Annotated in this window: 24 protein-coding genes; 13 read left to right on the top strand and 11 right to left on the bottom strand. The window is 38.2% G+C overall.

Annotated features, from left to right (window positions below):
* Positions 1 to 79: 79 nt before the first annotated feature.
* From BBP83_RS04325 to BBP83_RS04310, 4 genes are all read right to left on the bottom strand, one after another.
* Complete coding sequence (locus BBP83_RS04325) at positions 80 to 556, bottom strand: hypothetical protein (protein ID WP_068886191.1); 477 nt, start codon at positions 554 to 556, stop codon at positions 80 to 82.
* Positions 557 to 679: 123 nt separating this feature from the next.
* Complete coding sequence (locus tag BBP83_RS04320) at positions 680 to 1,375, bottom strand: LrgB family protein (protein ID WP_068886190.1); 696 nt, start codon at positions 1,373 to 1,375, stop codon at positions 680 to 682.
* The gene (locus tag BBP83_RS04315; protein WP_068886189.1) at positions 1,372 to 1,758 is read right to left on the bottom strand and encodes a CidA/LrgA family protein; all 387 of its coding nucleotides are present in this window, start codon (positions 1,756 to 1,758) and stop codon (positions 1,372 to 1,374) included. The genes BBP83_RS04320 and BBP83_RS04315 overlap by 4 nt, the downstream gene beginning before the upstream one ends.
* 39 nt (positions 1,759 to 1,797) lie before the next feature.
* Positions 1,798 to 2,619 carry a hypothetical protein gene (locus tag BBP83_RS04310; protein ID WP_068886188.1) on the bottom strand — a complete coding sequence of 274 codons (822 nt, stop codon included), beginning with the start codon at positions 2,617 to 2,619 and terminating at the stop codon, positions 1,798 to 1,800.
* Positions 2,620 to 2,910: 291 nt separating this feature from the next.
* On the opposite strand from BBP83_RS04310, the gene BBP83_RS04305 reads away from it, so the two are divergent.
* The 4 genes from BBP83_RS04305 (at position 2,911) to BBP83_RS04295 (ending at position 7,127) form a co-directional block, all read left to right on the top strand.
* Positions 2,911 to 4,383, top strand: a complete 1,473-nt coding sequence (locus BBP83_RS04305) for a cytochrome ubiquinol oxidase subunit I (RefSeq protein WP_068886187.1) — start codon at positions 2,911 to 2,913, stop codon at positions 4,381 to 4,383.
* The gene (gene cydB, locus BBP83_RS04300; protein WP_068886186.1) at positions 4,376 to 5,380 is read left to right on the top strand and encodes a cytochrome d ubiquinol oxidase subunit II; all 1,005 of its coding nucleotides are present in this window, start codon (positions 4,376 to 4,378) and stop codon (positions 5,378 to 5,380) included. Before BBP83_RS04305 ends, cydB begins: the two co-directional genes overlap by 8 nt.
* Before the next feature lie 85 nt (positions 5,381 to 5,465).
* Entirely contained in the window at positions 5,466 to 5,591 is a 126-nt protein-coding gene (locus tag BBP83_RS15135) for a DUF2474 domain-containing protein (RefSeq protein WP_141689952.1), read from the top strand.
* A 126-nt stretch (positions 5,592 to 5,717) separates the two neighbouring features.
* A complete protein-coding gene (locus tag BBP83_RS04295; RefSeq protein WP_068886185.1) occupies positions 5,718 to 7,127 on the top strand; it encodes an aminotransferase-like domain-containing protein in 1,410 nt (469 codons plus the stop codon).
* A gap of 84 nt (positions 7,128 to 7,211) precedes the next feature.
* Here the strand turns inward: BBP83_RS04295 and plsB are convergent, their stop codons facing one another.
* From plsB to BBP83_RS04265, 7 genes are all read right to left on the bottom strand, one after another.
* The gene (gene plsB, locus BBP83_RS04290; RefSeq protein ID WP_068886184.1) at positions 7,212 to 9,383 is read right to left on the bottom strand and encodes a glycerol-3-phosphate 1-O-acyltransferase PlsB; all 2,172 of its coding nucleotides are present in this window, start codon (positions 9,381 to 9,383) and stop codon (positions 7,212 to 7,214) included.
* 194 nt (positions 9,384 to 9,577) lie between these two features.
* Positions 9,578 to 10,465, bottom strand: a complete 888-nt coding sequence (locus BBP83_RS04285) for a DMT family transporter (protein WP_068886183.1) — start codon at positions 10,463 to 10,465, stop codon at positions 9,578 to 9,580.
* A 217-nt stretch (positions 10,466 to 10,682) separates the two neighbouring features.
* Positions 10,683 to 12,311, bottom strand: coding sequence for a long-chain-fatty-acid--CoA ligase (locus BBP83_RS04280; RefSeq protein ID WP_068886182.1), 1,629 nt, complete (start codon positions 12,309 to 12,311; stop codon positions 10,683 to 10,685).
* A gap of 263 nt (positions 12,312 to 12,574) precedes the next feature.
* Positions 12,575 to 12,736: a hypothetical protein gene (locus BBP83_RS15235; RefSeq protein WP_171258034.1), complete on the bottom strand. Its 162-nt coding sequence runs from the start codon at positions 12,734 to 12,736 to the stop codon at positions 12,575 to 12,577.
* 340 nt (positions 12,737 to 13,076) lie between these two features.
* The gene (locus tag BBP83_RS04275) at positions 13,077 to 14,276 is read right to left on the bottom strand and encodes an OprD family outer membrane porin (protein ID WP_245669718.1); all 1,200 of its coding nucleotides are present in this window, start codon (positions 14,274 to 14,276) and stop codon (positions 13,077 to 13,079) included.
* Positions 14,277 to 14,387: 111 nt separating this feature from the next.
* Positions 14,388 to 15,761, bottom strand: a complete 1,374-nt coding sequence (locus tag BBP83_RS04270) for an MFS transporter (RefSeq protein ID WP_068886180.1) — start codon at positions 15,759 to 15,761, stop codon at positions 14,388 to 14,390.
* 479 nt (positions 15,762 to 16,240) lie between these two features.
* Positions 16,241 to 17,155, bottom strand: a complete 915-nt coding sequence (locus tag BBP83_RS04265) for a LysR family transcriptional regulator (protein ID WP_068886179.1) — start codon at positions 17,153 to 17,155, stop codon at positions 16,241 to 16,243.
* 113 nt (positions 17,156 to 17,268) lie between these two features.
* On the opposite strand from BBP83_RS04265, the gene BBP83_RS04260 reads away from it, so the two are divergent.
* From BBP83_RS04260 to BBP83_RS04220, 9 genes are all read left to right on the top strand, one after another.
* A complete protein-coding gene (locus BBP83_RS04260; protein ID WP_068886178.1) occupies positions 17,269 to 18,378 on the top strand; it encodes a muconate/chloromuconate family cycloisomerase in 1,110 nt (369 codons plus the stop codon).
* A 19-nt stretch (positions 18,379 to 18,397) separates the two neighbouring features.
* Entirely contained in the window at positions 18,398 to 18,688 is a 291-nt protein-coding gene (catC, locus tag BBP83_RS04255) for a muconolactone Delta-isomerase (protein WP_068886177.1), read from the top strand.
* Between the two features lie 123 nt (positions 18,689 to 18,811).
* Positions 18,812 to 19,732: a catechol 1,2-dioxygenase gene (catA, locus tag BBP83_RS04250; protein ID WP_068886176.1), complete on the top strand. Its 921-nt coding sequence runs from the start codon at positions 18,812 to 18,814 to the stop codon at positions 19,730 to 19,732.
* Between the two features lie 77 nt (positions 19,733 to 19,809).
* Positions 19,810 to 21,195 (top strand): benzoate 1,2-dioxygenase large subunit, encoded by a 1,386-nt coding sequence (gene benA, locus BBP83_RS04245; RefSeq protein WP_068886175.1) that lies wholly within the window; start codon positions 19,810 to 19,812, stop codon positions 21,193 to 21,195.
* A complete protein-coding gene (gene benB / locus BBP83_RS04240; protein WP_068886174.1) occupies positions 21,192 to 21,701 on the top strand; it encodes a benzoate 1,2-dioxygenase small subunit in 510 nt (169 codons plus the stop codon). Before benA ends, benB begins: the two co-directional genes overlap by 4 nt.
* Positions 21,702 to 21,772: 71 nt before the next feature.
* A complete protein-coding gene (gene benC, locus BBP83_RS04235) occupies positions 21,773 to 22,789 on the top strand; it encodes a benzoate 1,2-dioxygenase electron transfer component BenC (RefSeq protein ID WP_068886173.1) in 1,017 nt (338 codons plus the stop codon).
* 13 nt (positions 22,790 to 22,802) lie between these two features.
* Positions 22,803 to 23,588, top strand: coding sequence for a benzoate diol dehydrogenase BenD (gene benD / locus BBP83_RS04230; protein ID WP_068886172.1), 786 nt, complete (start codon positions 22,803 to 22,805; stop codon positions 23,586 to 23,588).
* A 52-nt stretch (positions 23,589 to 23,640) separates the two neighbouring features.
* On the top strand, positions 23,641 to 24,864 hold the full coding sequence (benE, locus tag BBP83_RS04225) for a benzoate/H(+) symporter BenE (RefSeq protein WP_068886171.1): 1,224 nt from the start codon (positions 23,641 to 23,643) through the stop codon (positions 24,862 to 24,864).
* Positions 24,865 to 24,894: 30 nt separating this feature from the next.
* The coding region (locus BBP83_RS04220; protein ID WP_141689951.1) for a 3-oxoacid CoA-transferase subunit A at positions 24,895 to 25,166 on the top strand (272 nt) is incomplete at its 3' end.

Below are 25,166 nucleotides of genomic sequence, written 5' to 3'. Positions count from 1 at the left end.
AAAGTTATACCCGTTTCAAGCATTCTTTTACACAAAATAAAAAAGCACAATATTGTGCTTTTTTATCATTCAGAATGACTTATTTATACACTGACTTAAACTGCTGATAAAGTAATGACTCTTTCCCATCTTTTAAGACATAACGGGTAATCGTGCCTTTATCTGTTTCTAGGCTCATCATAATTTTCTGACCTGGTTTTTGTCCATCTAGGTCAGCCATAAGCCGTACAGGAACAATCACTGAATTTCTTGAACGGTGCATACCAAACACAACTTCGTGTTCTGTGGCTGTTATTGGGTCAAAACCAAATGTTTTTTGACCATTACTAAAACTGACATGTTTAATATCAAATTCGTTATTAACACTATTTAAGTTGATTTGGACATCTAGAACATCTTTTTTCTGTTCATTCCAACTAACCATCACTGAAGGACATAATTCGTTGGCTTCGCAAAGCAATAAGCCACGAGTAGCCACTTTATCAGTTTCAGGTAATGTCGTCGCGCACCCCGATATAAGTATCGTACCAAGCAAAAGACCGGTTAATTTTTTCATTCTTCCCTCTATTTCAAATATCGAGTCTGTTCTGAATCTACTGTCATTTTAACGGACTTTTACTAAAAAGAAATTATTATGTCTTTTACGGCGCCTAAACATCCTGCTAAAGATTTTCTATGCTTAGAGAAAATATTTCATCAGTGTAATGACAAATGGTGCAAATAAAACCATGATGATTCCTGAAATAATCATTGAAAGGCTTGCAATTACACCTTCTAAGGAATGACGTTGCCTTGCCCGTGCAATTCCCATCGCATGCGCCGCATTGCCTAAAGCAGCTCCCTGCGCAATACGATTTTTATATCTCATCCATAACAAAATCAAGTCACCCAATAACATACCGACCAGCCCCGTAATAACTGTAAACAATGGAATGAGGCTAATTGAACCGCCAATTTTTTCGGTCAATACCAATGCAAATGGAATAGAAATTGAGCGTGCTAATAAACTATTTTTTAAAATATCATCAAAATTAAATAAACTGGCTAAGAACCAAACACTTAAAATACCCACAAGCATTGCCATACAAGAACTGAGTATTAGCACTTTAAAATGCTGTTTAATCATATCTTTATAACGAAATACAGGAATGGCGAAAGCCACCGTAATTGGCCCCAACATAGCAACCAAATATTGGGTAAAACGGTAATAGTCTTGGAAGTGATGTTGTAATAGTAAAATTAAAACAATACTTAAAAATGGCACCATAATAATGGGCGATAGATAAATGATTTGCGTTCGAATATAGAGGTTCTTTGCTAAAAAATAACAACCTACAGTCCAAACCAAATAGAAAATGCCCCAAAACACACTCATTCAACATCATCCTGTGGTAGAAAAAAACTCACCATCCAGACCGAGGTCATCATGACCATGGCTGTACTGATGATAATGACGAACAGTATTTTCCAACCACTTGCAATCAATAATTCCTGATACTGAATAATGCCAACGACAGGTGGAATAAAAAATAGTAATAACTCCCCCAATAGCACATCTGCACCCTGCTCTACATTTTCTAGTTTTAACCTCTGTGTATGTAACAATATTAACAGTAAAAAAAAGCCAATTACGCCCGATGCAATAGGCAAATTCAGAAGATTTTGTAGCACAGAGGCAATGGCCCAAACGGCTAAAATCAGTAGAATTTGCGAACCTGCAATTGTTAATTTATTTCCTTTAGATACGGTATTCATCACTTCAACTTACATCCAGACATATCGGTATGGGTTTAATCATCAAATGGATGAAATAGTATTATTTCCTGTATAACCATGCTGTAAACAGGTTTGTATATACTCTGCATAAACCGATAGTTTTTCATAAATATGCTCTGTGTAGAACATATCCTCTATAAGATGAGTAGCTTGCTGTTGGTTATAAAGACCGTAGCACAAAAGAAGTTGGGCATTTAGCGTCGAAAATTTTTCACACAAGGCAACATATTGATCATTCTTATTTTTAAATAATAATTGACGTATATTGAATTCAGCACTGCTGATGATCTTGTCTTGTGGATTTGTGGCAATACAGTGAATCTTCACTTTAAAAAATTGCTCAATTTCTGCAAGTCTTTTGACATTTATGTCTAAATTCGTGATTAAAAATAGTTGTGACACATCTGCGCGACACAAGGCCTGAATGAATGAAAAATAGCAGAATTCAGTCTCATTCAGAGTATTCTCAGGTAAATCTAAATAAACATTTAATGCAGACAAAACATCATCAATTTTTAAGTTATGTTTTTTATCTGCTTGATAGTAGTGGTTTAAAATATTTAAAATCGCTGGTGTTGCAGGACTGTTATAAATAACAACCTGATTTAAATTTGCCAAAATAAACGGCGCAAATAAAAATGCAATATTGGCTTGTTCGTCTTGAATTTTAGACTGCACAATATATTGAACTTTAGCTGTTGAAAATTCGCGCAATACTTTGGCGCGCAGTAGCATTGCTTCTAAATGAATATATTTCTGTGCAAGCACATCCTGTAATTTTTCTGAAAGACCTTGGTCTTCAATTATTTCAAAAATATTATTCAATTGTTCTGTTACAAACATTGCGTCACCATAACAATCATCATCCTTTTATTACTTGGATTTTTACCTAATTTACGCAAAATAAGTAGCTACAGTAAGATTGGAAAAAAATATAACAGAGTTTAGTTTTTTAAATTTCTGTTATATTTTTTATCTCAGTTTTTTGTACCTACTTCTTCATCAAGTTTTAGATCAACATCCTAATAATTATTTTAAATAGGTAGTTTTTATGGAACGATCTATGTTTTTTTTACACCAATTAAAGTGCAAAATTTTGTTAATTCAATCCTCTGATCAAACTTGGGGACTATTATGAGCCTAGGTTTAACGGCGTTAGAATTAGCACGAATACAATTTGCGTTCACTGTATCTTTCCATATTATCTTTCCAGCAACTTCAATAGGCTTAGCCTGTTTCCTTGCACTATTAGAATGGAAATGGCTACGTACACAAAATCCTGTTTATAAAGATTTATTCAAATATTGGATTAAAATTTTTGCAGTTGCTTTTGGTATGGGTGTGGTTTCAGGCGTCGTGATGAGCTATCAGTTCGGAACCAACTGGAGCGAGTTCTCTCGTATTGCTGGTGCTGTGACAGGACCATTGCTTACCTATGAAGTGCTAAGCGCCTTTTTCCTTGAAGCAGGTTTCCTTGGAATTATGCTCTTTGGATGGGGCCGTGTAAGCCCCAAAGCACACTTTTTTGCCACCTTAATGGTTGCCATTGGCACCTGCATTTCCATGTTCTGGATTTTATCTTCAAACAGTTGGATGCAGACACCCCAAGGTTTTGCCATAGAAAATGGCATTATTGTACCAACCGATTGGTGGGCGATTGTCTTTAACCCTTCATTCCCTTACCGCTTTGCACATATGGCGGCTGCGGCATTTTTAGTTTCCTCTTTATTGGTAGTCGGCACAGCTGCGTGGCATTTACTTAAAGGTCGCCGTGATGAATTGGTTAAAAAATCATTTTCTATGGGCCTTTGGATGGTTCTAGTGACCTCGTGTTTACAAATCTTTATTGGTGATAATCACGGTTTAAATACGTTAAAGCATCAACCTGTAAAATTGGCTGCTATTGAAGGACATTGGAACACTAACCATGATCATGGGATGCCCTTATTATTATTTGCCTTACCAGATATGGAAAATGAGCGTAATAATGCCGAAATTGGTATTCCTTATCTGGGTAGTTTGATTCTGACTCACTCTAAAGAAGGTCAAGTGACAGGTTTAAAAGACTTTGCTAAAGAAGATCGTCCAAATGTGCCTATTGTATTTTGGAGCTTTCGCATTATGGTCGGTTTAGGTATATCAATGGTCTTGCTATCCCTGACAGCATTGTGGCTACGCAAAAAAGGAAAACTGTATAGCACTTCATGGTTTCATAAATGTGCAATAGTTATGGGGCCAACGGGCTATATTGCGCTACTTGCAGGTTGGATCACAACTGAAGTAGGCCGTCAACCTTGGGTTGTGTATGGTGTGCTACGTACAAAAGATGGTTTATCCCATACTGTTACTGCCGATCAAGTTGGCCTAAGTTTGATTCTCTTTGTATTGGTTTATACCCTAGTTTTTGGTAGTGGCATTTACTACATGCTGAAATTGATTAAAACTGGCCCAACGTTTATTGATAGTACTTCTGAATCTGAAATAACCGGTCTGGGACATTTTAAAACACCTTTACGTCCACTCAGCGCTGTAGAAGATAGTTTTGATGACACCACTCAGAATCCAATAACACCTGCCAATCATAATAAGGAGAATAATCATGATTGATCTTACCTTAGTTTGGGTCGGTATTATTGGTTTAAGTGTGTTGATTTACGTGATTATGGATGGTTTTGATTTGGGGATTGGCATTCTCTTTCCTTTCATTCAAAATCATCAAGAACGTGATGTCATGATGAATACCGTCGCACCCGTCTGGGATGGCAATGAAACATGGATGGTTTTGGGTGGTGCAGGCTTGTTTGCAGCCTTTCCTTTGGTCTATTCAACTGTTCTGTCTGCATTATATTTGCCCATTGTTTTTATGGTCGTCGCACTCATTTTCCGCGGTGTTGCCTTTGAATTTCGGTTTAAAGCTTTTCGTACCAAATATCTATGGGATCAAGCTTTTATTTGGGGTTCAATTTTATCCAGTTTTTTTCAAGGTGTAATCTTAGGTGCCTATATTCAAGGCATTGAAACCACACAAGGTATTTATAGTGGTGGTGTCTGGGATTGGCTCACGCCATTTTCAATTTTCTCTGGTTTTGGCGTTTTGGTGATGTATGCAACTTTGGGCTGTGGTTGGTTAATCCTTAAAACAGATTCTAGGCTACAGGTACATATGTATAAGCTTATGCCAAAATTATTAATCACTCTATTCATGATTTTTGTAGGTGTGAGTTTATATACGCCACTCACCCACCCTGAAATTGCAATGCGTTGGTTCTCTTTACCCAATGTATTTTACTTTAGTCCTGTACCTATTTTAGTTTTACTGTTTGTTGGGCTAATTTTTCGGGCATGCAAAAACAAAAATGAGGTCAAACCTTTTATTTACACACTGGTATTGGTTTTCTTGGCATTTACGGGTTTTGTGATTAGTTTATGGCCCAATATCATTCCACCCTCTGTCAGTATTTGGCAAGCAGCTGCACCTGAATCTAGCTTAAAGTTTACCTTGGTTGGTGCTGTAATTTTAATTCCAATTATTATTGCCTATACCTTTTTATCTTATTGGGTTTTCCGTGACAAAGTTCGTATTGGTGATAAAGGTTATCACTAAAACCCTTGCATGTTTATAGCTATTGGCTAAGCAAAAATTTAGCCAATAGCATTTCTCTTAAACAACGTGTTCTGGAGTATCTAAAATGGATAAAATCATTTCTAAAATGAATTCTACCCAGTGGTTTATTTGCTTATGGTTAGTCGGCTTTATTAGCTTGGCCATCATTGCAGGATTATTTCGTTTTATGCTGTATTTTGCCTATCCTTAGGTTAAGGAGTAGATAAAATACTTTCAAACTTAAGACAGTTTTTTGTTTTCAAACCTCAAAAAAGGCTAAAATATAAGTAGCACGGTCTATCCATATTTTCTTAGCGAATCACTTGAGTCATCACTTATGTATAAATCGGAACAGCTTGCTCTCAGTTTAAAACATCTTATTGAAAGCGGTGTCTGGAAACCCAATGAAAAGTTGCCTTCTTTGCGTCAGCAAGCTGAAACTTCGGGGTTTAGTCTGATTACAGTCATGAATGCTTATCAAGAATTAGAAGCGCAAGGACTGATTTATTCTAAAGAAAAATTGGGATACTTTATGACCGAAGACCCCAATACTATAAAAATAGCTAAAACCGTCATTTTGAATGAAAAAATAGAAATTAACTCGACGATTTTCCGCTATTTAAAATCGATTCAATCGGAAGATATTATTCCATTCGGAATTGCGTTTCCAGACAGCCAACTTTTATATTCACCCAAGTTAATGCAAACCTTAGGGCAACGCGCAAAACACCGCTTAAGCTACGAACAAATGCCTAGCCTGCCACCAGGTAATTTAGACCTCAGAAAGCTGATTGCGCAGCGTTATTGCATGCAAGGCATTCCTACAGATCCATCTGATATTGTCATTACTTCTGGTGGTTTGGATGCACTCAACCTATCCCTACAAACTTTGACCAAACCTGGCGATTATATTCTTTTACAGGAAACGGTTTTTTATGGTGCGTGGCAAGCAACAGAACATTTAGGCTTAAAGGTCATTACCATTCCTGTTCACCCAGAACATGGATTAGATTTAGACGCATTTAAAAATGCCATTACTCATTATCCTATTAAAGTCTGTTTACTGATGCTCAATAGCCAAAACCCAATTGGTTTTACTGTCAGTGATGCAATTAAATTACAATTGGCAAAATTACTACAGGAACATCAAATTTATTTGATTGAAGATGATGTTTATGAAGAATTGTACTTTGGGCATAAAAAACCACTATCAATGAAGTATTTTGATCAACAAAACCGTGTTCTACATTGCTCTTCCTTTTCTAAAACTTTGGGCGCTGGTTTTCGCGTCGGTTGGGTTTATGCAGGAAAATTTTCAGAAAGTATTCAACATTTACAATTAATGAGTACATTATCGGTCAACTCATTTATTCAGAACGCTTTAGCAGAATATTTGTCTCATCGTTATTATGAAAAGCATTTAAAAACCTTACGCAACACCTTAAAACGCTTAAAAAATCAATATTATCAATATTTAATAAAAAATCTGCCTGACAATTGTCAGGTGCATTACTATCCATCGGGCTATTTTTTATGGATCACCTTGCCAGCATATATCGATGGTAATCGGGTTTATCATCATATGTTGGAACATAAAGTGAGCATTGCACCAGGCTCATTGTTTTACCGTTCAGAAAAAATACCGCATCATATTCGCATTAACTGTTCATTTGAATTGAATGACAAGACACAAAATGCATTAGATTTACTGACGCAATATATTGCGCATTATGAAAGTAATCCCTAAATAAAAGACTTGGCTGTGCATAATGCGAAAAAAGCCAAACCACTAAATGCGGTTTGGCTTTTATTACAACTGTAAAAGGCGAATTTATTCTTTCGTTAAATTTAGCTCATACAAATGCGCAAATGATGATAAAAATCTTAAAGAATCATCTGCATCATTGATGTGTATATTTTGTGCTTGGATTTGAATCACCCACTCAGCCACAAAATAAGCCAACACTTGATCTATTTCTAGCAACAGTTGTTCTTCTGTCCACTTTAAAAAAAATTGCTTTTTAATTTCTGGATAAACCTGTAAAGCGCTTTCTTTTAATGCGTCAATGGTCAAGTCAGAATTGTCATTAGCCAGTTGTGCTTTTAAAATATTTGCAATTAATGCAGGTAAAATAAAGGTATGCAGAATATTATTACTAAAGTATTTCAATAAAGCGTCTTGCTTTTCACAGACTTTGATCCAGCGCTCATTGTCATGTTCAACAAATTCAATTTGCTTCAATTGAATTGCATATTGAATAATTTCATGATTAGACAATTCCGTTATTTTCATGCGCGTATCATAGCAATGTTGCTTTAAATAGCCACGGAACTGCTCTAAACGTTGCAAGACATCACGCTCGGCTAAAGCGTGTGTCGGTGCATTCAGCAAGACCAACGAAATTAAACTAATTGGGTTAATAACCACTGCTTTATTGATATTTTCTAAAATATCTTCAGCCACTGCATTAACAACCTGTTTGACAGTATCTGGAAGTTCATCCTGCAAGCCCACATGTTCTGGTGCATGATTTTCTTTCAGCAAATGAGCTAAAAAGACTGGTTCACCAAAATTTACATGAACTTTACCAAACACTTTTTCAATTTTTTGAATCGATTTCAATAAGCCAAATAATGATTCGGCCTGCTTTTTCTGACCACCCAATTCTTTAATATAAGAAGAACCTTCAAGCAGTTTTTCATAGCCAAAATAAGTTGGAATAAAAACGATAGGCTTACTGTTTCCACGTAAATGGCTTTGAATTGTCATCGCCAACATACCTTTTTTCGCAGGTAACAATAACCCAGTACGTGAACGACCACCTTCGACAAAATACTCTAACGGTGTATTACGACTTAATAAGCTATGCACATATTCTTTAAATACCGCCGTATACAGTGCATTTCCGCTAAAGCTTCTACGAATAAAATACGCACCTGCACCACGCATGATCTGTCCGACGACAGGCATATTTAAGTTAATGCCCGCGGCAATATGTGGCACCATTAATCCACGTTTATGAATGACAAAAGACAATAACAAATAGTCGATATGACTACGATGACACGGCGTATAAACCAATTCATAGTCTTTTGATAGTTCACGTACCATATCAAAGTTATGGACTTCAATGCCGTCATACAACTGTGTCCAAAGCTTCGTTAATGCAATATCAGCAAAACGAATCGTTGAGTATGAATAGTCTGAAACAATCTCATCTAAATACTTTTTAGCTAGGTTTTCCGCTTGGCCCACACTGATTTTTTTGTGAATACTTTCTGTCAAAATCGCTGCTTTTACCGTATCAGTCATCATCAACTTATTAATAACATTACGACGGTCAGATAAATCGGGGCCTAAAATCGCTTCTTTATATTGATTAAACTGTGTATTTAATTCTGTCACTACATAGTGCGCAGGTGAAAAGTTTGGGCTCATTTCCAAAGCTTGTTGGATTAACCCTTGTAGCGAAACAGGTTGATGAAACTCAATATAGTTTTCACGACCATAGAGTGTAATATTTAAAGCCTGCTTAATGCCAGTGGGTTTTGTCCATGCATCTGCCATCAGCGCTTTATACCAACTGTCCTCATTTTCAGGAGAACGCCCCCATAAAACCGTTACAGGAACTAATAACACATCATTTTCAGGGTGTTTTAATAGGTATTCCACCAAACGAATGAGTTTGTCTGGATAGAACGATGATGCATTTTTTTTCGTCGCTTCAAGGGTTAGAAATGAATCATCTTCCTGATATTCCCCTAAGTTTAAGGGCGCAAATGCCGAACTAAATTGACGCTTTTCAGTTTCATTATCAATCAACACTTGATTAGACGTTGAATCATCCTGAATGACATAGCAAACTGGAAACTGATGTTCGTTTTCTATATTAATTTTATTTTCAAGTGCTTCTGTATCGCCCAGAACTTGTGGGCTAACTATTTTATCTAAAATTTTCTTTGTGAATTTTCTATAAAAATTTTGATAAGGATTCGTCGCCATGTTGTTCCCAGCAGTTCTTCTATAAAAGATATGTTCTACTAGAAATCATACATCTACTCAATACAAAATTGGAGATAAATTATTTATATATATTCTGATGTTGGCAATTTGAAGTCGTTTTACGTTTTTATAGCCAACTCAATGTGCCTAATCTTTAGCAAGGAAGATGACCATTCAACTTATTCAAATGCTATTTAAGCCCAAATAACCAAAATAGCGGCAATCACCACCAAACACAGCCCCCAATGATCAGTTCTGGCTAATTTTTCTTTAAAGAAATAGGCAGAAATGAGCAGGCTAAACAAAATTTCAATTTGCCCAAGTGTTTTAACAATCGCCACCGATTGCATAGTCATAGCGGTAAACCAACCCAATGATGCCACAAAACTGCAAACGCTCACTTTAAACGTCAATCCAATGCGTTGCCACATAGTTTTTAGGGTTTTTCGACTAAATACACATAAATACAGCAACAAACTGATGCACTGAAAAGCAATGACACACAGCAACACCCAAGATGCGCGATGTAAAAAAGGTAACTCGCTCAGTTCAAGACTGGCTTCGCGTACCAAAAGTGAAGTGATTGCAAAGCTTAATCCGCTACCGATACCAATCATTAAGGTGGGTAAAGAAAGTTGCTGAAGTTGACCGCCTTTACTTAAAAGGAAAACTGCCCCGCCACCGATGGCAACACCGACCCACCCCAATAGACTTAAATGATCTTGTAAAAAAATAACTGCAACTAAAGCCGCTAAAATTGCTTCACTTTTTGCAAGTCCCACACCCACTGCATAATTTTTTTGTTTAAAAAGCATCACCATTAAAATAGTGGCTAGAATTTGGCTACAACCTGCAATAAAGATATAAACCCAAAACCTTGTTGTAAAACTGACATGCGTCTGAATAGGATGCGACTGATACAGCCAAAACATATATAAAACAGCCAGAGGCAAAGCAAACAAAAAGCGCGCTAAAGTCACACCATAGACATCAACCGTTGTACTTAATTGCTTTTGAAAGGCATTACGCCATGACTGCATAAAAGCAGCCATCAAAGTAAAGAGAATCCAGCTGGAAAACATAGGTTGCCTAAATTGCAGTCGCTTAAAACGCGTAGTTGCAATGTACGCCACTTCAGTTCTAATTACGAGAAGGCTACCTCAATAAAAACATTGAACTTTTTTATGTTTAAGCGAAGAATTTTTTATATATTTAATGGTATAAAGGGCTATCAAGCATATAAAAAGCCCAATTTTTTAGGATTGAGCTTTCTAAAGTCTACATGATTAAGTGGCTGAATTAGCTATTCAACAGCACATTTCCATATAATTCCCGCAAATCTTTTTTCAACATTTTGCCTGTACCACTTAAAGGAATACTGTTTACAAAAATCACTTTATCGGGTATCTGCCATTTTGCGACTTTGTCGGCATAATAATCTAAAAGTTCAGCTTCAGATAGATCAGTTTCTGCTTTTTTAATGGCAATCAAAATTGGTCGCTCATCCCATTTCGGATGTATGGCGGCAATAACCGCGGCCATGGCAATTTTAGGATGCCCCATGGCTAAATTTTCCAATTCAACCGATGAAATCCACTCACCACCTGACTTAATTAAGTCCTTCGAGCGATCACTAATTTTTAAATAGCCATCTGCGTCAAGGGTTGCAATATCACCTGTATCAAACCATCCATCTGAGGTTAAAGCAGATTCGGCCTTACCAAAGTAATTTTGAATGATCCAATGACCTTTAATTTGTAAATTACCGGACGCGTGCCCATCACGTTCTAGCTCATGTGTTCCCTTTTCTTCATCTGTCAGCCGTAAATCTACACCGAAAGGCGGACGGCCTTGTGATAGGCGAATTTTCAGTTTTTCTTCATCAGATAAAGATTGATGTTTGGCTTTAAATTGGCAAGATGAACCCAGTGGACTGGTCTCTGTCATTCCCCATGCATGAATGGTTTCACAATCAAATTTTTCTTTAAATATTTGAAGCATTGCAGGTGGGCACGCAGAACCACCGACTACATTTCGTTTTAGGCTCTCTAAGGTTGTTCCTGTTTGCAGTGCTGCATTAATCAGCCCTTGCCAAATGGTTGGAACACCCAAAGCTACCGACACTTTAAAGGTATCAATTAAATGCACTAAACTTGCACCATCAAGCCCAGGCCCCGGCAAAACCAAAGTACAACCGACCATAGCAGCGGCATATGGTGTACCCCATGCATTGACATGGAACATTGGTACGACAGGAAGCATAATATCTCGGGCTGAAATATTTAACGAATCTGGCATACAAATGGCATAACTGTGCAGGACTGTAGAGCGATGACTATAAAGCACGCCTTTAGGGTTGCCTGTAGTACCTGATGTATAACATAAAGAACTGGCACTCAACTCATCTAAGACTGGCCATGTATACTGTGTCGATTGCTGTGCAATCACATCATCATAAAATAAGACATCTGGCAATTGTTCGGTGACCGCACTGTCTGGCGCGTCTAAACAAATATAATGTTCTACACATTTCAGCATTGGCTTTACAGCTTTTACCAAAGGTAAGAATGTCTTATCAAATAATAGAACTTTGTCATCGGCGTCATTAATAATAAAAACCAGTTGTTCTGGGAACAAACGTGGGTTAATGGTATGACAAACCATGCCACTGCCAGAAATAGCGTACCAAGACTCTAAATGTCGATGATTATTCCATGCAATGGTGGCAATACGGTCACCTTGAACAGCACCCAAAGCTTGCAACGCATTCGCAAAACGCTTTGAGTTTTCGTGTACTTGCCCCCAAGTGGTTTCGGTAATGCTTAAATCTGTATTTTTAGAAATAACCAAACTATCTGCATGATAGCGTCCTGCATGTTCAATCATGTTACTAATTAATAGGGGTTGAAACATCATATTGCCCAGCATTCTCTACTCCTTATGTCTTTTATCCATTTTTGCCAAATTGGCTATTTCTACTGTAATCTTTTTATTGAGGATGTATAAAAGTCATACATCAAATCGATTTATCTGTTTTAACCTACAACGCCTGCTTTTTCTACTCTTTTCTTTGACCTGTATAGCCTGCTTTAGTCGAAAATGAAATATATATAAATTTAGGCATAAAAAAATCGCCCAGAACATCAGGCGATTCAAGCTAAATTTAGTGATGCGTTCGTAATCTGAATAAATTAAGCCATATTAATTTTATCGGCATTGATTGCAATTATTACTCCGATACAAAATAACCCTGCATATAAGGCAAACCACAAGAGCATGTTTTTGAAAGCTTTATCGGAAAGGTTACTGTCTGCATATTTAGGAGCGCGGTTGTCTTGGTTTTGCTGTTTCATTCCATTCACCTGTTCACTTTTGAGATTCTATAAATATTATCTAAAAAATAGCGACACACGTGTAGACACAAAATAACCATAAAAAAATATAACAGAGAGATAGGTTTTGAGTATTACTGTTATAGTGACTGGACTCTTTATAGATGCTGTTTGATCCTCAGAAGTGATGCGATCGCTTAATCTGAAGGGTTTTTACAACATGTAGGTAATAGATTAAAAACCTATATAAATATGGCTGTATTTTATTTTTGGTTTTACATTCAGCAAATAAAAACCCCAATAACATTATTGGGGTTTTTATTTATGCATTTGTTCAATAATACTGGAGGTAAATGCCTAATTAAAACTTCATGGTATATGTCGTAAATACACGGTTTTCTTGGAAAGAGTTTCCATGTTCAACATCATAGTTTATATATAACCATCTGAACGATAAACCTTTTAGCTTTGGATTTTGCATATCATAAGCAAGCATCACGTTTGTTTCAGACTCATGGTTATCACGGCCCAGAGCATCTTTAAAGTCTGTACCATATACATATTTAACGGCTGCATTTAAGCCTGGTGCGTAGTCTTTGAAGTTATATCCATAAATCAAATGTACTGACTTTTCATCTTTTTTAAAGAATCCTGTGGCGTTCCAGTTAATAAAATACAACTCTGGTAAAAAGCCATCAGGTAAAGGATACGCCGTGTCACCAAATAACTGTTGGTAACCTAAACCCAACGTATGGTTCCCTGCAAAAACTGTTTCTAACAAACCAATGTTATGGTTATCAATTTCGCCTGCTTTAGCAGCACCTGAATCTTCAGATCTAAAATATTTCAATTGAGTTTTAGACTTTAGATGCTCATTTTTCCACGAATATTCAAAACCTAGATAGTGCTTATCGTATAAATCCTCTAAGTCTCCATAGTAGTATTCAGCCTTTAAGTTGGGTGAAACATTATATTTAAAATCCAAATAATTTAAGCCATCTGAGTAATGTTTTACACCTTTGCTGGTGACTGAAAATTCGTGAAAACCTTCTTCATAACGTGGTGAAACTTGAGTAATACGGCCAAGTTCAAGTTGTAAGTTATCTGTCAGTTTAGACTTTAGTTGCCCACCCCAATACGAACTGATCAATTGACGACTGGTATCGACTGCCGTAATTGGCAAATCTAAGAACAATTCACCAACTTTCAATTCTGTCGTATCGTATTTTACTTTAAATGTACCGCCATACTTTAAAAAGTGACGTTCCTGACTTTGCGTGTTTTTATCAAATGGTAAGATCGTATCATCAATATGACGGTCATCACTTAAACGCAGTGCATATTGTAAAGAAGCATCAACGCCTAATTCTATTGGCTTATCTGCAATACTTAAAACAGTAGGAATATACTTAGACTGATAAAACCCTGAAATACCTTGTGACCAACTACCTGGGTCCTTAATGTTATCATTATCAAAGTTGCGTTCAATGAATGCATTTTTTAATACAACTTTAAATTGATTTTCATTACTTTCAGCATGTGCAACAGCGCAAAGTGCCATGTTACTAATAATCAGTGCGACAAGTGGTTTTAATTTAATATCCATAATATTCCCTTAAATTGGTATAAATCCATAACAGGCTAAAGTGTTTTAGCCTGTTTTTATGATGTGTTATTGCGCTACATTTTTAACAAAAGATTCTTGTTTTAAATCTTTTTTAGCTTGCTGAACGCCTTCTACAGACACTTTTAAGTTCACCATAAAGATTGCAAATGCTGCAATCACACCAGGAATAGCAATTACTAAGAAGTTCATTTGGTGAGGTAATTCAAAAGTTAACAATGCGCCAGTCAATACAGGCCCTACAATTGCACCGATTCGTCCAATACCTGAAGCCCAACCCATACCTGTAGAACGTACAGCAGTTGGATAGAACTGTGCGACGAAAGTATAAAGTAGGATTTGTGAACCAATAGTTGCAGCCCCAGCTATCGCAATTAAGAAATACAGCACTGCTTGCGGACTATTAAAGCCAAGTAAAATTAGGGCAATGGCACCAACAGCGAACATGATGGTTAACACAGGTTTTAAATGGAAACGGTCTGCAAGTGCACCACCACCAATCGCGCCGACCATGCCACCAATATTCAAGGCAAATAAGAAAATCATACTTGCGCCTAAAGAATATCCTGCTTGAATCATCAGTTTTGGTAACCAGCTACCCAATGCATATACCATTAATAAGCACATGAAGAATGCAAGCCAGAACATCATGGTGCTAAAGGTACGACCTTGTTGGAATAAAGCTTTTAGTGGTGCTTCATCGCCTGCTGTTGGCTCATTTAATTTAAATTGAGCTTGAGGCGAAATTTTTTGTTCAGGTGCAATTTTTTGTACAATCGCTCTAACTTGATCCATTTCACCTTTCTTAGTGAGGAACATTAACGATTCTGGCAAAAATTTCCAAATGAGTGGTAAAGCAAGGAATGGAATACCTGCTAGAAGGAACATGATTTTCCAACCATAATCCGTCACTAACCATGCACCCAATAAAGCTGAAGTCATACCACCAATAGCATAACCACTAAACATTAATGCCACTAAAGTACTACGGCTACGTTTTGGTGAGTATTCCGTCATGAGTGCAACAACGTTCGGCATCACACCGCCAATACCTAAACCAGCTAAAAAGCGTAAAATACCAAATTCAACGGGTGTCGATGCAAATGCGCCACAAAATGTAAAGCCACTAAAAATAGCCACACAGATCATAATGGTTTTTTTACGACCTAATTTGTCTGACAGCGTACCAAAAGACATGGCACCAAACATCATACCAAATAATGCGGTACTGGCCAGTAAGCCTGCCTGAACAGCAGAAAGTCCCCATTCCTGCATTAATAATGGTAATGCCACGCCGTAAATAACGAGGTCATAGCCATCAAAAATAATAATCAGTAAACACCAAATTAACACTCCCCAATGGAATGGTCTAAATTTTGCTTCATCTACGATATTGTTAATATTGATCTGTTCTGTATTCATGATAAGCCTCCTGCTTATGGACAATTCCAATTTGTACGAACAATGAGGCAATTATCATTTTAAGTCCAAAACCGATTAGCTCTAAATTTATACCTTAAAAGTCGGTTTAATAAATTAATGATGAATAAACAAAAACTTAAATAGTACGAATCTTACTAAAGTAGAGCGATTTATTTTTCTAAAATATAGGTCTTTTTTTCAGAGTCAAAAGGATTTTACGTTGCTGTAAATGGTCATAAAAATTAATAGCCTTTAATCATTTTTTCACTTTTACTTTATGATTTTAAATAATATTTATTATTTTTAAGTCATCGTTAAATCTAGAGTACCGATAACAACCTCACTAAATAAAAGATTTAAAAATATAGGCAAATAAAAAAAGCAAATTCACTTATGGTTGGTGAATTTGCTTTCAATAAAAGTATTGTTTATATCTTTTTCGTATAAAGAGATTTTTTTATGCACTGAGTTAGTTTTATTTAAATGACAGCCCTATCATAATTAATTGCTTCTAAATCATACACTTGATAAATACAATCGAATAGTGACCGAATATGATCACTTTCATCCATAGAACGAATGGCCAAAAAGATTGGACTTTTTGCAGAATCGTCTAACACTGGAATATAGTGCAAATGTGGAAGCTGAATGGTTCTTGCACTCTCAGGTACAATACAAATTCCTTCACCAGCCGCTACCAACCCCAAAGCAAGCTGAATCTCTCGGACTTCTTTTAAGTTTCTCGGGTCTAATCCGTGTTCGGAAAATAAATGTCGAACTTGCGTGGAAAAATTAGGTTTGGGATGGCTTGGATATAAAAATTGATTTTCATCAACAATATCCGCTAAATACACACCTTCTTTCTGCTGAGCCAATGGATGACTTGCATGTACCGCAACCATGAGTGGCTCATCACGTAAAAGAACCCGACGAACAGCAGGGTCCGAAATACGTAATCGGCCAAAACCAACATCTATACGCCCTTCTTTTAAGGCCATAATTTGGTCTTTGGTACTCATTTCAATCAGTTCAATTTTTAAATATGGATGCTGTTGACGGAACAAATACACAATTTTGGGCAGTAAGCCATATAGAAGTGAACCCACAAACCCCATAGTGACTGTTTTTTCCACTAAGCCAATACGCTGCGTCATGGCTTTAATCTCTTCAGCATTAGACAAAAGTTTAATGGCATGCTGATAGAAGAAATAACCCGCTTCTGTGGTCTTTAAAGGTCGGCTACCGCGTTCAAAGAGTTGAACCCCCAATTCTGCTTCAAGGTTCTGAATCTGCCTGCTGAGCGGAGGCTGGGCAATAAAAAGCTTTTCAGCAGCTTTAGTAAAGCTTTGTTCTTCTACGACAGCTGCATAATAGCGAAGGTGTCTGAGTTCCATGACCAATACCTTTAAGATATATAAAAATGCAAATTTGATCTTAGACAGTCAAATATTATTCTTTTAAGGTATATCACATCAGGTACACAACGCAAGGTTGCGAAGAGTCAAAGATGTATAAATCCGTTGAAACACTGCTTGTCGAAATTCCAACAATCCGTCCACATAAGATGGCTGTTGCGACAATGCAAACACAAACATTAGTTTTGGTTAAAGTAACAACCGACGATGGGTTTATCGGCTGGGGCGAAGCGACCACTATTGGTGGTTTAGGCTATGGAGACGAAAGCCCAGAAAGCATTAAAACCAATATTGAAACTTATTTCGCACCACTTTTAAAAACATTGCCTGGTTTAAACGTTGCAAAAATCATGCAAGTGATTAAACGTAATATCAATGGCAACCGTTTTGCAAAATGTGCAATTCAAACCGCATTACTTGATATTCAGGCACAGCGTCTAGGTTTACCACTGAGTGAACTATTAGGTGGCCGTTTACGCGATGGTGTTCCTGTTCTTTGGGTTTTAGCTTCTGGCAATACAGAAAAAGATATTGCTGAAGCACAGAAGATGATTGAAGCAAAACGCCACAACATTTTCAAACTAAAAATTGGTTCACGCCCTGTTGAAGCAGACGTTGAACATGTTTTAGCAATTAAAAAAGCTCTAGGTTCAGAAATTTCAATTCGTGTCGATGTGAACCGTGCTTGGTCTGAACTTGAAGCTGTTAAAGGCATTCAATTACTACAAGATGGTGGTGTAGACCTCATTGAACAACCTTGTGCAATTGATAATATTGACGCTATGGAACGTCTTACTCGTAGATTCGATATTGCCATTATGGCAGATGAGTCGTTGATGGGACCGCATAGCGCCTACCACTTGGCAAAACGTAATGCATCTTCTGTATTTGCAGTCAAAATTGCGCAGTCTGGTGGCCTAGTTGAAGGCTGTGAAGTTGCCAAAATTGCCAAGCTTGCAGGGATTGATCTGTATGGCGGAACAATGTTGGAAGGCCCTGTCGGCACCATTGCTTCTGCACATGCATTTACAACTTTTGAAAATTTAGCATATGGCACTGAGCTATTCGGTCCATTGTTATTGACTGAAGATATTTTAAAAACGCCACTTCAATACCAGAACTTTGAACTGACTGTTCCAAAAACAGCAGGCTTAGGTATTGAGTTAGATGAAGATAAAATTGACAACTTGCGTCGTCAATAATTTTAGACAGGAGCTTCTCATGCTTTTCCAAGTGCGCATGGATGTTAATATCCCTCGTGATCTACCAGCTGAACAAGTAAACGAAATTAAGGCTGTTGAAAAAGCCTATTCACAAGACTTACAGCAGCAAGGCAAATGGCGTCATATTTGGCGTATTACAGGCCAATATTCAAACATCAGTATTTTTGATGTGGACAGCAATGAAGAACTGCACAATATTTTGCAAGGTCTTCCGCTTTATCCTTACATGAATATTGAAGTAATGGCAATGAACCGCCACCCGTCATCAGTACGTGATGACGATAGTTAATTCAAAATATACGTTGTAGTTTTTATACAAACAAAAGTTAATGAAACAAGGATCGTGGTAGCCAACGCTTTTAAATAAATAAAGCTAGCCACCACACAACAAACATACTTCAGGAGCACTAGTATGAACCGTCAAGAAATCGACCAATTAGTAAAACAAATGAACGTTGACACCGCTACTGGTGAAGTAGATACACGTGTACAACAAATTGTCGTCCGCTTAGTGGGTGATTTATTCCAAGCCATTGAAGACTTAGATATTTCTCAAACTGAGCTTTGGAAAGGTCTTGAGTACTTTACAGATGCGGGTCAAGCGAACGAATTAGGTCTTTTGGCTGCTGGTTTAGGTCTTGAACATTATTTAGATTTACGTGCAGATGAAGCAGATGCCAAAGCAGGCATTACAGGCGGAACGCCACGTACCATTGAAGGCCCATTATACGTTGCTGGCGCACCTGAAACAGTTGGCTTTACTCGTATGGATGATGGTTCTGAAACAGATAAAATTCCTACACTATTCATTGAAGGAACTGTAACTGACACTGAAGGCAATATCATTCCAAATGCAAAAGTTGAAATTTGGCATGCAAACAGCCTAGGCAACTATTCATTCTTTGATAAGTCACAGTCAGATTTCAACCTTCGTCGTACTGTTTTAAGCAATACTGACGGTTCTTATACTGCACAAACGACTATGCCTGTTGGCTATGGTTGCCCACCAGAAGGCACAACACAGTTTGTTCTAAACAAACTAGGCCGTCATGGTAACCGCCCTTCTCATGTGCATTATTTTGTATCTGCACCGGGCTACCGTAAGTTAACAACTCAGTTTAATATCGAAGGTGACAAATACCTTTGGGATGACTTTGCATTTGCTACACGTGATGGCCTTGTTGCTACAGCAATGGATGTTACGGATGCTACTGAAATTGAACGCCGTGGCGTTAAAGAAGCATTCAAACACATTCAATTTAATGTGAAACTGGTAAAAGATGCTGCAACAGCACCTTCTACTGAAGTAGACCGCCGTCGCGTTAGCGCTTAATCATTTAACAATAGAGACCAAGATAGCTTCACTGGTATCTTGGTCACTTCCTCACATTGGAAAGTTGGAGAACGGACATGCCACGTATTCCTGTTATCAATACTAGTCATCTAGATCGAATTGATGAATTACTTGTAGACAATTTTGAAACGGGTGAATTTAAACTTCACCGTTCAGTTTTTACTGACCAAGCCCTTTTTGACCTAGAGATGAAGTATATCTTTGAAGGTAACTGGGTCTACTTGGCACATGAAAGTCAAATTCCAAATAATAACGATTTTTACACCACATACATTGGTCGCCAACCGATTATTATTGCGCGTAACCGCACTGGCGAACTCAATGCGATGATTAATGCATGTTCACACCGTGGCGCGCAGATTTGTCGTAATAAACGTGGTAATAAAGCAACGTATACTTGCCCATTCCACGGCTGGACATTCAACAACTCTGGTAAATTACTAAAAGTAAAAGATCCAGCAGATGCGGGATATTCAGATTGCTTTAACCAAGAAGGTTCACACGACCTTAAAAAAGTTGCACGTTTTGAAAGCTACAAAGGTTTCTTGTTTGGTAGCTTAAACCCTGACGTACCAACACTTGAAGAATTCTTGGGCGAAACGACCAAAATCATTGATATGATTGTCGATCAGTCTGAACAAGGCTTAGAAATTTTACGTGGTTCTTCAACCTATACTTACGATGGTAACTGGAAACTGACTGCTGAAAATGGTGCAGATGGTTATCACGTTTCTGCCGTACATTGGAACTATGCAGCAACTACTCAACAGCGTAAAGAAAAAGAAGCTGCGGATAATGTTCGTGCTATGAGCGCAGGTTCATGGGGCAAACAAGGCGGTGGTTCTTACGGTTTTGAACATGGTCACATGCTGTTATGGACACAATGGGCAAACCCAGAAGACCGTCCAAACTTCCCGAAAGCTGACGAATATACCGAAAAATTCGGTGCTCCGATGTCAAAATGGATGATCGAACGTTCACGTAACCTGTGCTTGTATCCAAACGTTTATTTCATGGATCAGTTCGGTTCACAAATTCGTGTCCTGCGCCCTATTTCAGTGAATAAAACTGAAGTCACTATTTATTGTATCGCCCCAATTGGTGAAGATAAAGAATCGCGTACACGTCGTATTCGTCAATATGAAGACTTCTTCAATGCTTCAGGTATGGCAACGCCAGACGACTTAGAAGAATTCCGTGCATGCCAAGCAGGCTATGCAGGTATTGAACTTGAATGGAACGACATGTGCCGTGGTTCTAAGCATTGGGTTCATGGCCCAGATGAAGCAGCAGATGAAATTGGTTTAAAACCATTACTTTCATGTATTAAAACTGAAGATGAAGGTTTATATCTAGCTCAACATCAATATTGGCTCAAAACCATGAAACATGCGATTGCATCTGAAAAAGAATTGGCTACAACTGAGGGAGAAAGCGCATGAATACAGTAGCAACTTCAGATAAAGCCTCTTTAGAAAATATTGCGCAATTTCTTTATAAAGAAGCACGTTTTCTAGATGATGAACAATGGGATGACTGGTTACAGTGCTATGCACCAACTGCATCATTTTGGATGCCAGCTTGGGATGATAATGACACCTTAGTAGAAGATCCTGAGACAGAAATCTCTCTCATTTACTATCCAAATCGTCAAGGTTTAGAAGACCGTATATTCCGTATTAAAACAGAACGCTCTTCTGCAACCATGCCTGACACACGTACTAGCCACAATATTTCTAATATTGAAGCAATTGAACGTAATGGCGATCAAGTGACAGTGCGTTTTAACTGGCACACCTTAAGTTTCCGTTACAAAATCAGCTATAGCTATTTTGGTATGTCACGTTACGTTATCGATTTTTCTGGTGATCAGCCTAAAATTATCAGTAAATATGTAGTACTCAAAAATGATTATATCAACCAAGTGATTGATATTTACCACCTCTAATTTAGCTACTCTCTCAGCAGAACACTTTTTTGCTGAGAGATTCAAAAATTAATTTTGAAAGGATTTCTCCCATGTCTAGTCATAACATTGCACTACAATTTGAAGATGGCGTTACTCGTTTTATTTCTGTTGCTCAAAACGAAACTTTATCTGATGCTGCCTACCGTCAAAAAATTAATATTCCGCTAGATTGCCGTGATGGTGCATGTGGGACTTGCCGTGCATTTTGCGAATCTGGTACCTACGACATGCCAGAAGAAAACTATATTGAAGATGCGTTAACCCCAGAAGAAGCTGCTGAAGGTTATATTTTAGCGTGCCAATGTAAACCAACCTCTGATGCTGTGTTTAAAATTCAAGCGTCTTCTGAAGTATGTAAAACTGAAATTCATCAGTTCCAAGGTACATTATCACGCGTTGAAAATTTATCTGAATCAACCATTACCTTTGATATTCAATTAAATGATGGTCAACCAGATATCCACTTCCTTGCAGGTCAATACGTAAACGTTGCAATTCCAGGAACAACTGAAACACGCTCTTACTCTTTCAGCTCTAAACCGGGCAACCGCTTAACAGGTTTTGTGGTTCGTAATGTTCCAAATGGCAAAATGAGTGAGTTTTTAAGCAAAACCGTTCAAGCTGGCGATCAGATGAGCTTTACTGGCCCATTTGGTAGCTTCTATTTACGTAATGTTGTACGTCCTGTGGTCATGCTTGCGGGCGGTACAGGGATTGCGCCATTTATGTCAATGTTACAAGTCCTTGAGGAAAAAGGCTCTGAACATCCAGTGCGCTTAGTTTTTGGTGTAACCAATGACTTTGACTTGGTTGCAATTGAAAAACTCAATGAACTTCAAGCGAAATTCCCTTGGTTCGAATACCGCACAGTGGTTGCAAGCCCAGATTCTGTACATGAACGTAAAGGTTACGTCACAGGTCATATTGATAATGAATGGCTCAATGCTGGCGATGTCGATGTTTACTTATGTGGTCCAGTACCAATGGTCGATGCAGTCCGCGGTTGGTTAGATAGCGAAGGCGTGAAACCAGCAAACTTCCTATTTGAAAAATTCTCTGCAAACTAAGTCGGAGACAAACATGTCAGATCGTCAAAGATTTCAAAATAAAGTCGTCATTGTGACTGGTGCTGCGCAAGGAATTGGTCGTGGTGTGGCACTGCAAGTGGCAGCTGAAGGTGGTTTCGTCGTCATGGCAGACTACTCAGACTTTGTTCAAGATGTGCTTGCCGAAATTCAAGCTCAAAATGGTCAAGCCATGGTCGTTCAAGCTGACCTCGAAACATTTGCAGGCGCGGAAGCTGTTGTACAAGCGGCTATAGAGAACTATGGTCGCGTAGACATTTTAATCAACAATGTCGGTGGTGCAATCTGGATGAAACCCTTCCATGAATTCACCCCTGCTGAAATTGAAAAAGAAGTCAGTCGTTCATTATTCCCCACACTTTGGTGCTGCCGAGCGGTATTGCCTGAAATGATTAAAAATCAATCTGGCGTGATTGTGAACGTATCGTCAATCGCCACTTGTGGTATCAACCGTATTCCTTATTCAGCATCTAAAGGTGGGGTCAATGCCCTCACTCGCTCTTTAGCTTTTGCACATGCCAAAGATGGGATTCGTGTCAATGCCGTAGCAACGGGTGGTACAGAAGCCCCACCACGTAAGATCCCACGTAACAGCAAGCCATTAACTGAACAAGATCAGGCATGGATGCAAGAAGTGGTTGATCAAACCATCGATAGTACATTTTTAGGTCGCTATGGCACCATCCAAGAACAAGTGAATGCCATTGTGTTCCTTGCTTCAGATGAGTCGTCATATATGACAGGTACGGTTGTTCCTGTCGGAGGTGGAGATCAAGGTTAAACCTTGATCTTTTTTTATCATATAACAGGATCATTGCGCATGGAGGCCTTCAATGGCACACCTGTTTAAAACATTAAAACAAGATTGGTCAATATCAGCAACGGTTGCAGGATTTTTAGCCGTGCTGATTTCTTATGCCGGCCCAATGATTATCTTTTTCCAAGCAGCACAACAAGCCGATGTTTCTTCAAGCATGATGGCATCATGGATTTGGGGAAGTTCAATTGGTGCCGCCATCACGGGTATTTTCTTATCCATCAAATTTAAAGTCCCGATTATTACCGCGTGGTCTGCACCCGGTACAGCCTTATTGGTCGCATTATTTCCGAACATTTCACTGAATGAAGTGGTTGCTGCTTATATCACTTCCGCCGTGATTATTTTGTTCATTGGCATGACCGGTTCTTTCGATAAATTACTGAAATGGATTCCACAAGGTATTGCCGCTGGCATGATGGCAGGCATTTTATTTCAGTTTGGTGTGGGCCTGTTTAAAGCCACAGACAGTATGCCTTATGTGGTTTTTGGCATGTTGGCTTGTTTCTTATTGGCAAAACGCTTTTCACCACGTTATGCCATTATTTGGGTACTCATTTCTGGTATTACACTAAGTTTAATTTTTGGCAAAATGAATCCTGTCGCAATGAGTTTTTCTTTAGCGATTCCAGAGTTTATTACGCCTGAATGGTCATGGTCTTCTACCCTTAACTTCGCAATTCCTTTGACTATTGTCAGTCTGACTGGGCAATTTTTACCGGGTATGGCGATTATAAAATTAAGTGGTTACGACACCTCAGCCAAACCCATTTTAAGTGTTGCCAGTATCGTATCGCTTGCTGTTGCTTTTGTGGGTGGCATCACCATTGTTTTGGCTGCCATTACTGCCGCACTATGCACAGGAAAAGACTCACACGAATTAAAAGAAAAGCGTTATATCGCTGGTATTGCTAACGGTATTTTCTACATTTTAGGCGGTTTATTTGCTGGCAGTATTGTCATGCTCTTTAGTCTATTGCCTAAAGAATTGGTTGCGGCATTGGCTGGTCTTGCATTGCTAGGCGCAATTGCAACCAACATAAGTGTAGCCATGAAAGATGAATCTCAACGAGATGCAGCTCTGATTACATTTCTTGCCACAGTTTCTGGCATGCATTTTTTAGGGCTCAGCTCAGTATTTTGGGGTATTTGTATCGGAATGATCGCGCATTTGGTTTTAACCAAGCGTCAACCGGCCACAACTACTCAGCCTTCAACCCAAAGTCCTACTCAGGGTTAGTTTAGGCAAAACGTTTGATGAGGAAACAACATGATTGATAAAAGCACATCATCTTTAACAGAAGCACTTTCCCAAATTAAGGATGGCTCGACCATCATGATTGGTGGCTTCGGAACAGCTGGTCAACCCGCTGAACTCATTGACGGGCTGATTGAATTAGGCGTCAAAGACTTAGTTATCATTAACAATAACGCTGGTAATGGTGATTATGGTTTGGCCAAACTGCTTAAAACAGGTGCAGTACGTAAAATCATTTGCTCTTTCCCACGTCAATCCGACTCTTGGGTTTTTGATGAATTGTT

Origin of the sequence: Acinetobacter celticus, from assembly GCF_001707755.1 — a bacterium.
GTDB classification, from domain to species: Bacteria; Pseudomonadota; Gammaproteobacteria; order Pseudomonadales; family Moraxellaceae; genus Acinetobacter; species Acinetobacter celticus.
This window is presented reverse-complemented; position numbering and strand designations above follow the sequence as displayed.

Coding starts and splice junctions, on each gene's coding strand:
- BBP83_RS04325 (WP_068886191.1), bottom strand. CDS start 556: ATGAAAAAATTAACCGGTCTTTTGCTTGGTACGATACTTATATCGGGG.
- BBP83_RS04320 (WP_068886190.1), bottom strand. CDS start 1,375: ATGAGTGTGTTTTGGGGCATTTTCTATTTGGTTTGGACTGTAGGTTGT.
- BBP83_RS04310 (WP_068886188.1), bottom strand. CDS start 2,619: ATGTTTGTAACAGAACAATTGAATAATATTTTTGAAATAATTGAAGAC.
- BBP83_RS04305 (WP_068886187.1), top strand. CDS start 2,911: ATGAGCCTAGGTTTAACGGCGTTAGAATTAGCACGAATACAATTTGCG.
- cydB (WP_068886186.1), top strand. CDS start 4,376: ATGATTGATCTTACCTTAGTTTGGGTCGGTATTATTGGTTTAAGTGTG.
- BBP83_RS15135 (WP_141689952.1), top strand. CDS start 5,466: ATGGATAAAATCATTTCTAAAATGAATTCTACCCAGTGGTTTATTTGC.
- BBP83_RS04295 (WP_068886185.1), top strand. CDS start 5,718: ATGTATAAATCGGAACAGCTTGCTCTCAGTTTAAAACATCTTATTGAA.
- plsB (WP_068886184.1), bottom strand. CDS start 9,383: ATGGCGACGAATCCTTATCAAAATTTTTATAGAAAATTCACAAAGAAA.
- BBP83_RS04285 (WP_068886183.1), bottom strand. CDS start 10,465: ATGTTTTCCAGCTGGATTCTCTTTACTTTGATGGCTGCTTTTATGCAG.
- BBP83_RS04280 (WP_068886182.1), bottom strand. CDS start 12,311: ATGCTGGGCAATATGATGTTTCAACCCCTATTAATTAGTAACATGATT.
- BBP83_RS15235 (WP_171258034.1), bottom strand. CDS start 12,736: ATGAAACAGCAAAACCAAGACAACCGCGCTCCTAAATATGCAGACAGT.
- BBP83_RS04275 (WP_245669718.1), bottom strand. CDS start 14,276: ATGGCACTTTGCGCTGTTGCACATGCTGAAAGTAATGAAAATCAATTT.
- BBP83_RS04270 (WP_068886180.1), bottom strand. CDS start 15,761: ATGAATACAGAACAGATCAATATTAACAATATCGTAGATGAAGCAAAA.
- BBP83_RS04265 (WP_068886179.1), bottom strand. CDS start 17,155: ATGGAACTCAGACACCTTCGCTATTATGCAGCTGTCGTAGAAGAACAA.
- BBP83_RS04260 (WP_068886178.1), top strand. CDS start 17,269: ATGTATAAATCCGTTGAAACACTGCTTGTCGAAATTCCAACAATCCGT.
- catC (WP_068886177.1), top strand. CDS start 18,398: ATGCTTTTCCAAGTGCGCATGGATGTTAATATCCCTCGTGATCTACCA.
- catA (WP_068886176.1), top strand. CDS start 18,812: ATGAACCGTCAAGAAATCGACCAATTAGTAAAACAAATGAACGTTGAC.
- benA (WP_068886175.1), top strand. CDS start 19,810: ATGCCACGTATTCCTGTTATCAATACTAGTCATCTAGATCGAATTGAT.
- benB (WP_068886174.1), top strand. CDS start 21,192: ATGAATACAGTAGCAACTTCAGATAAAGCCTCTTTAGAAAATATTGCG.
- benC (WP_068886173.1), top strand. CDS start 21,773: ATGTCTAGTCATAACATTGCACTACAATTTGAAGATGGCGTTACTCGT.
- benD (WP_068886172.1), top strand. CDS start 22,803: ATGTCAGATCGTCAAAGATTTCAAAATAAAGTCGTCATTGTGACTGGT.
- benE (WP_068886171.1), top strand. CDS start 23,641: ATGGCACACCTGTTTAAAACATTAAAACAAGATTGGTCAATATCAGCA.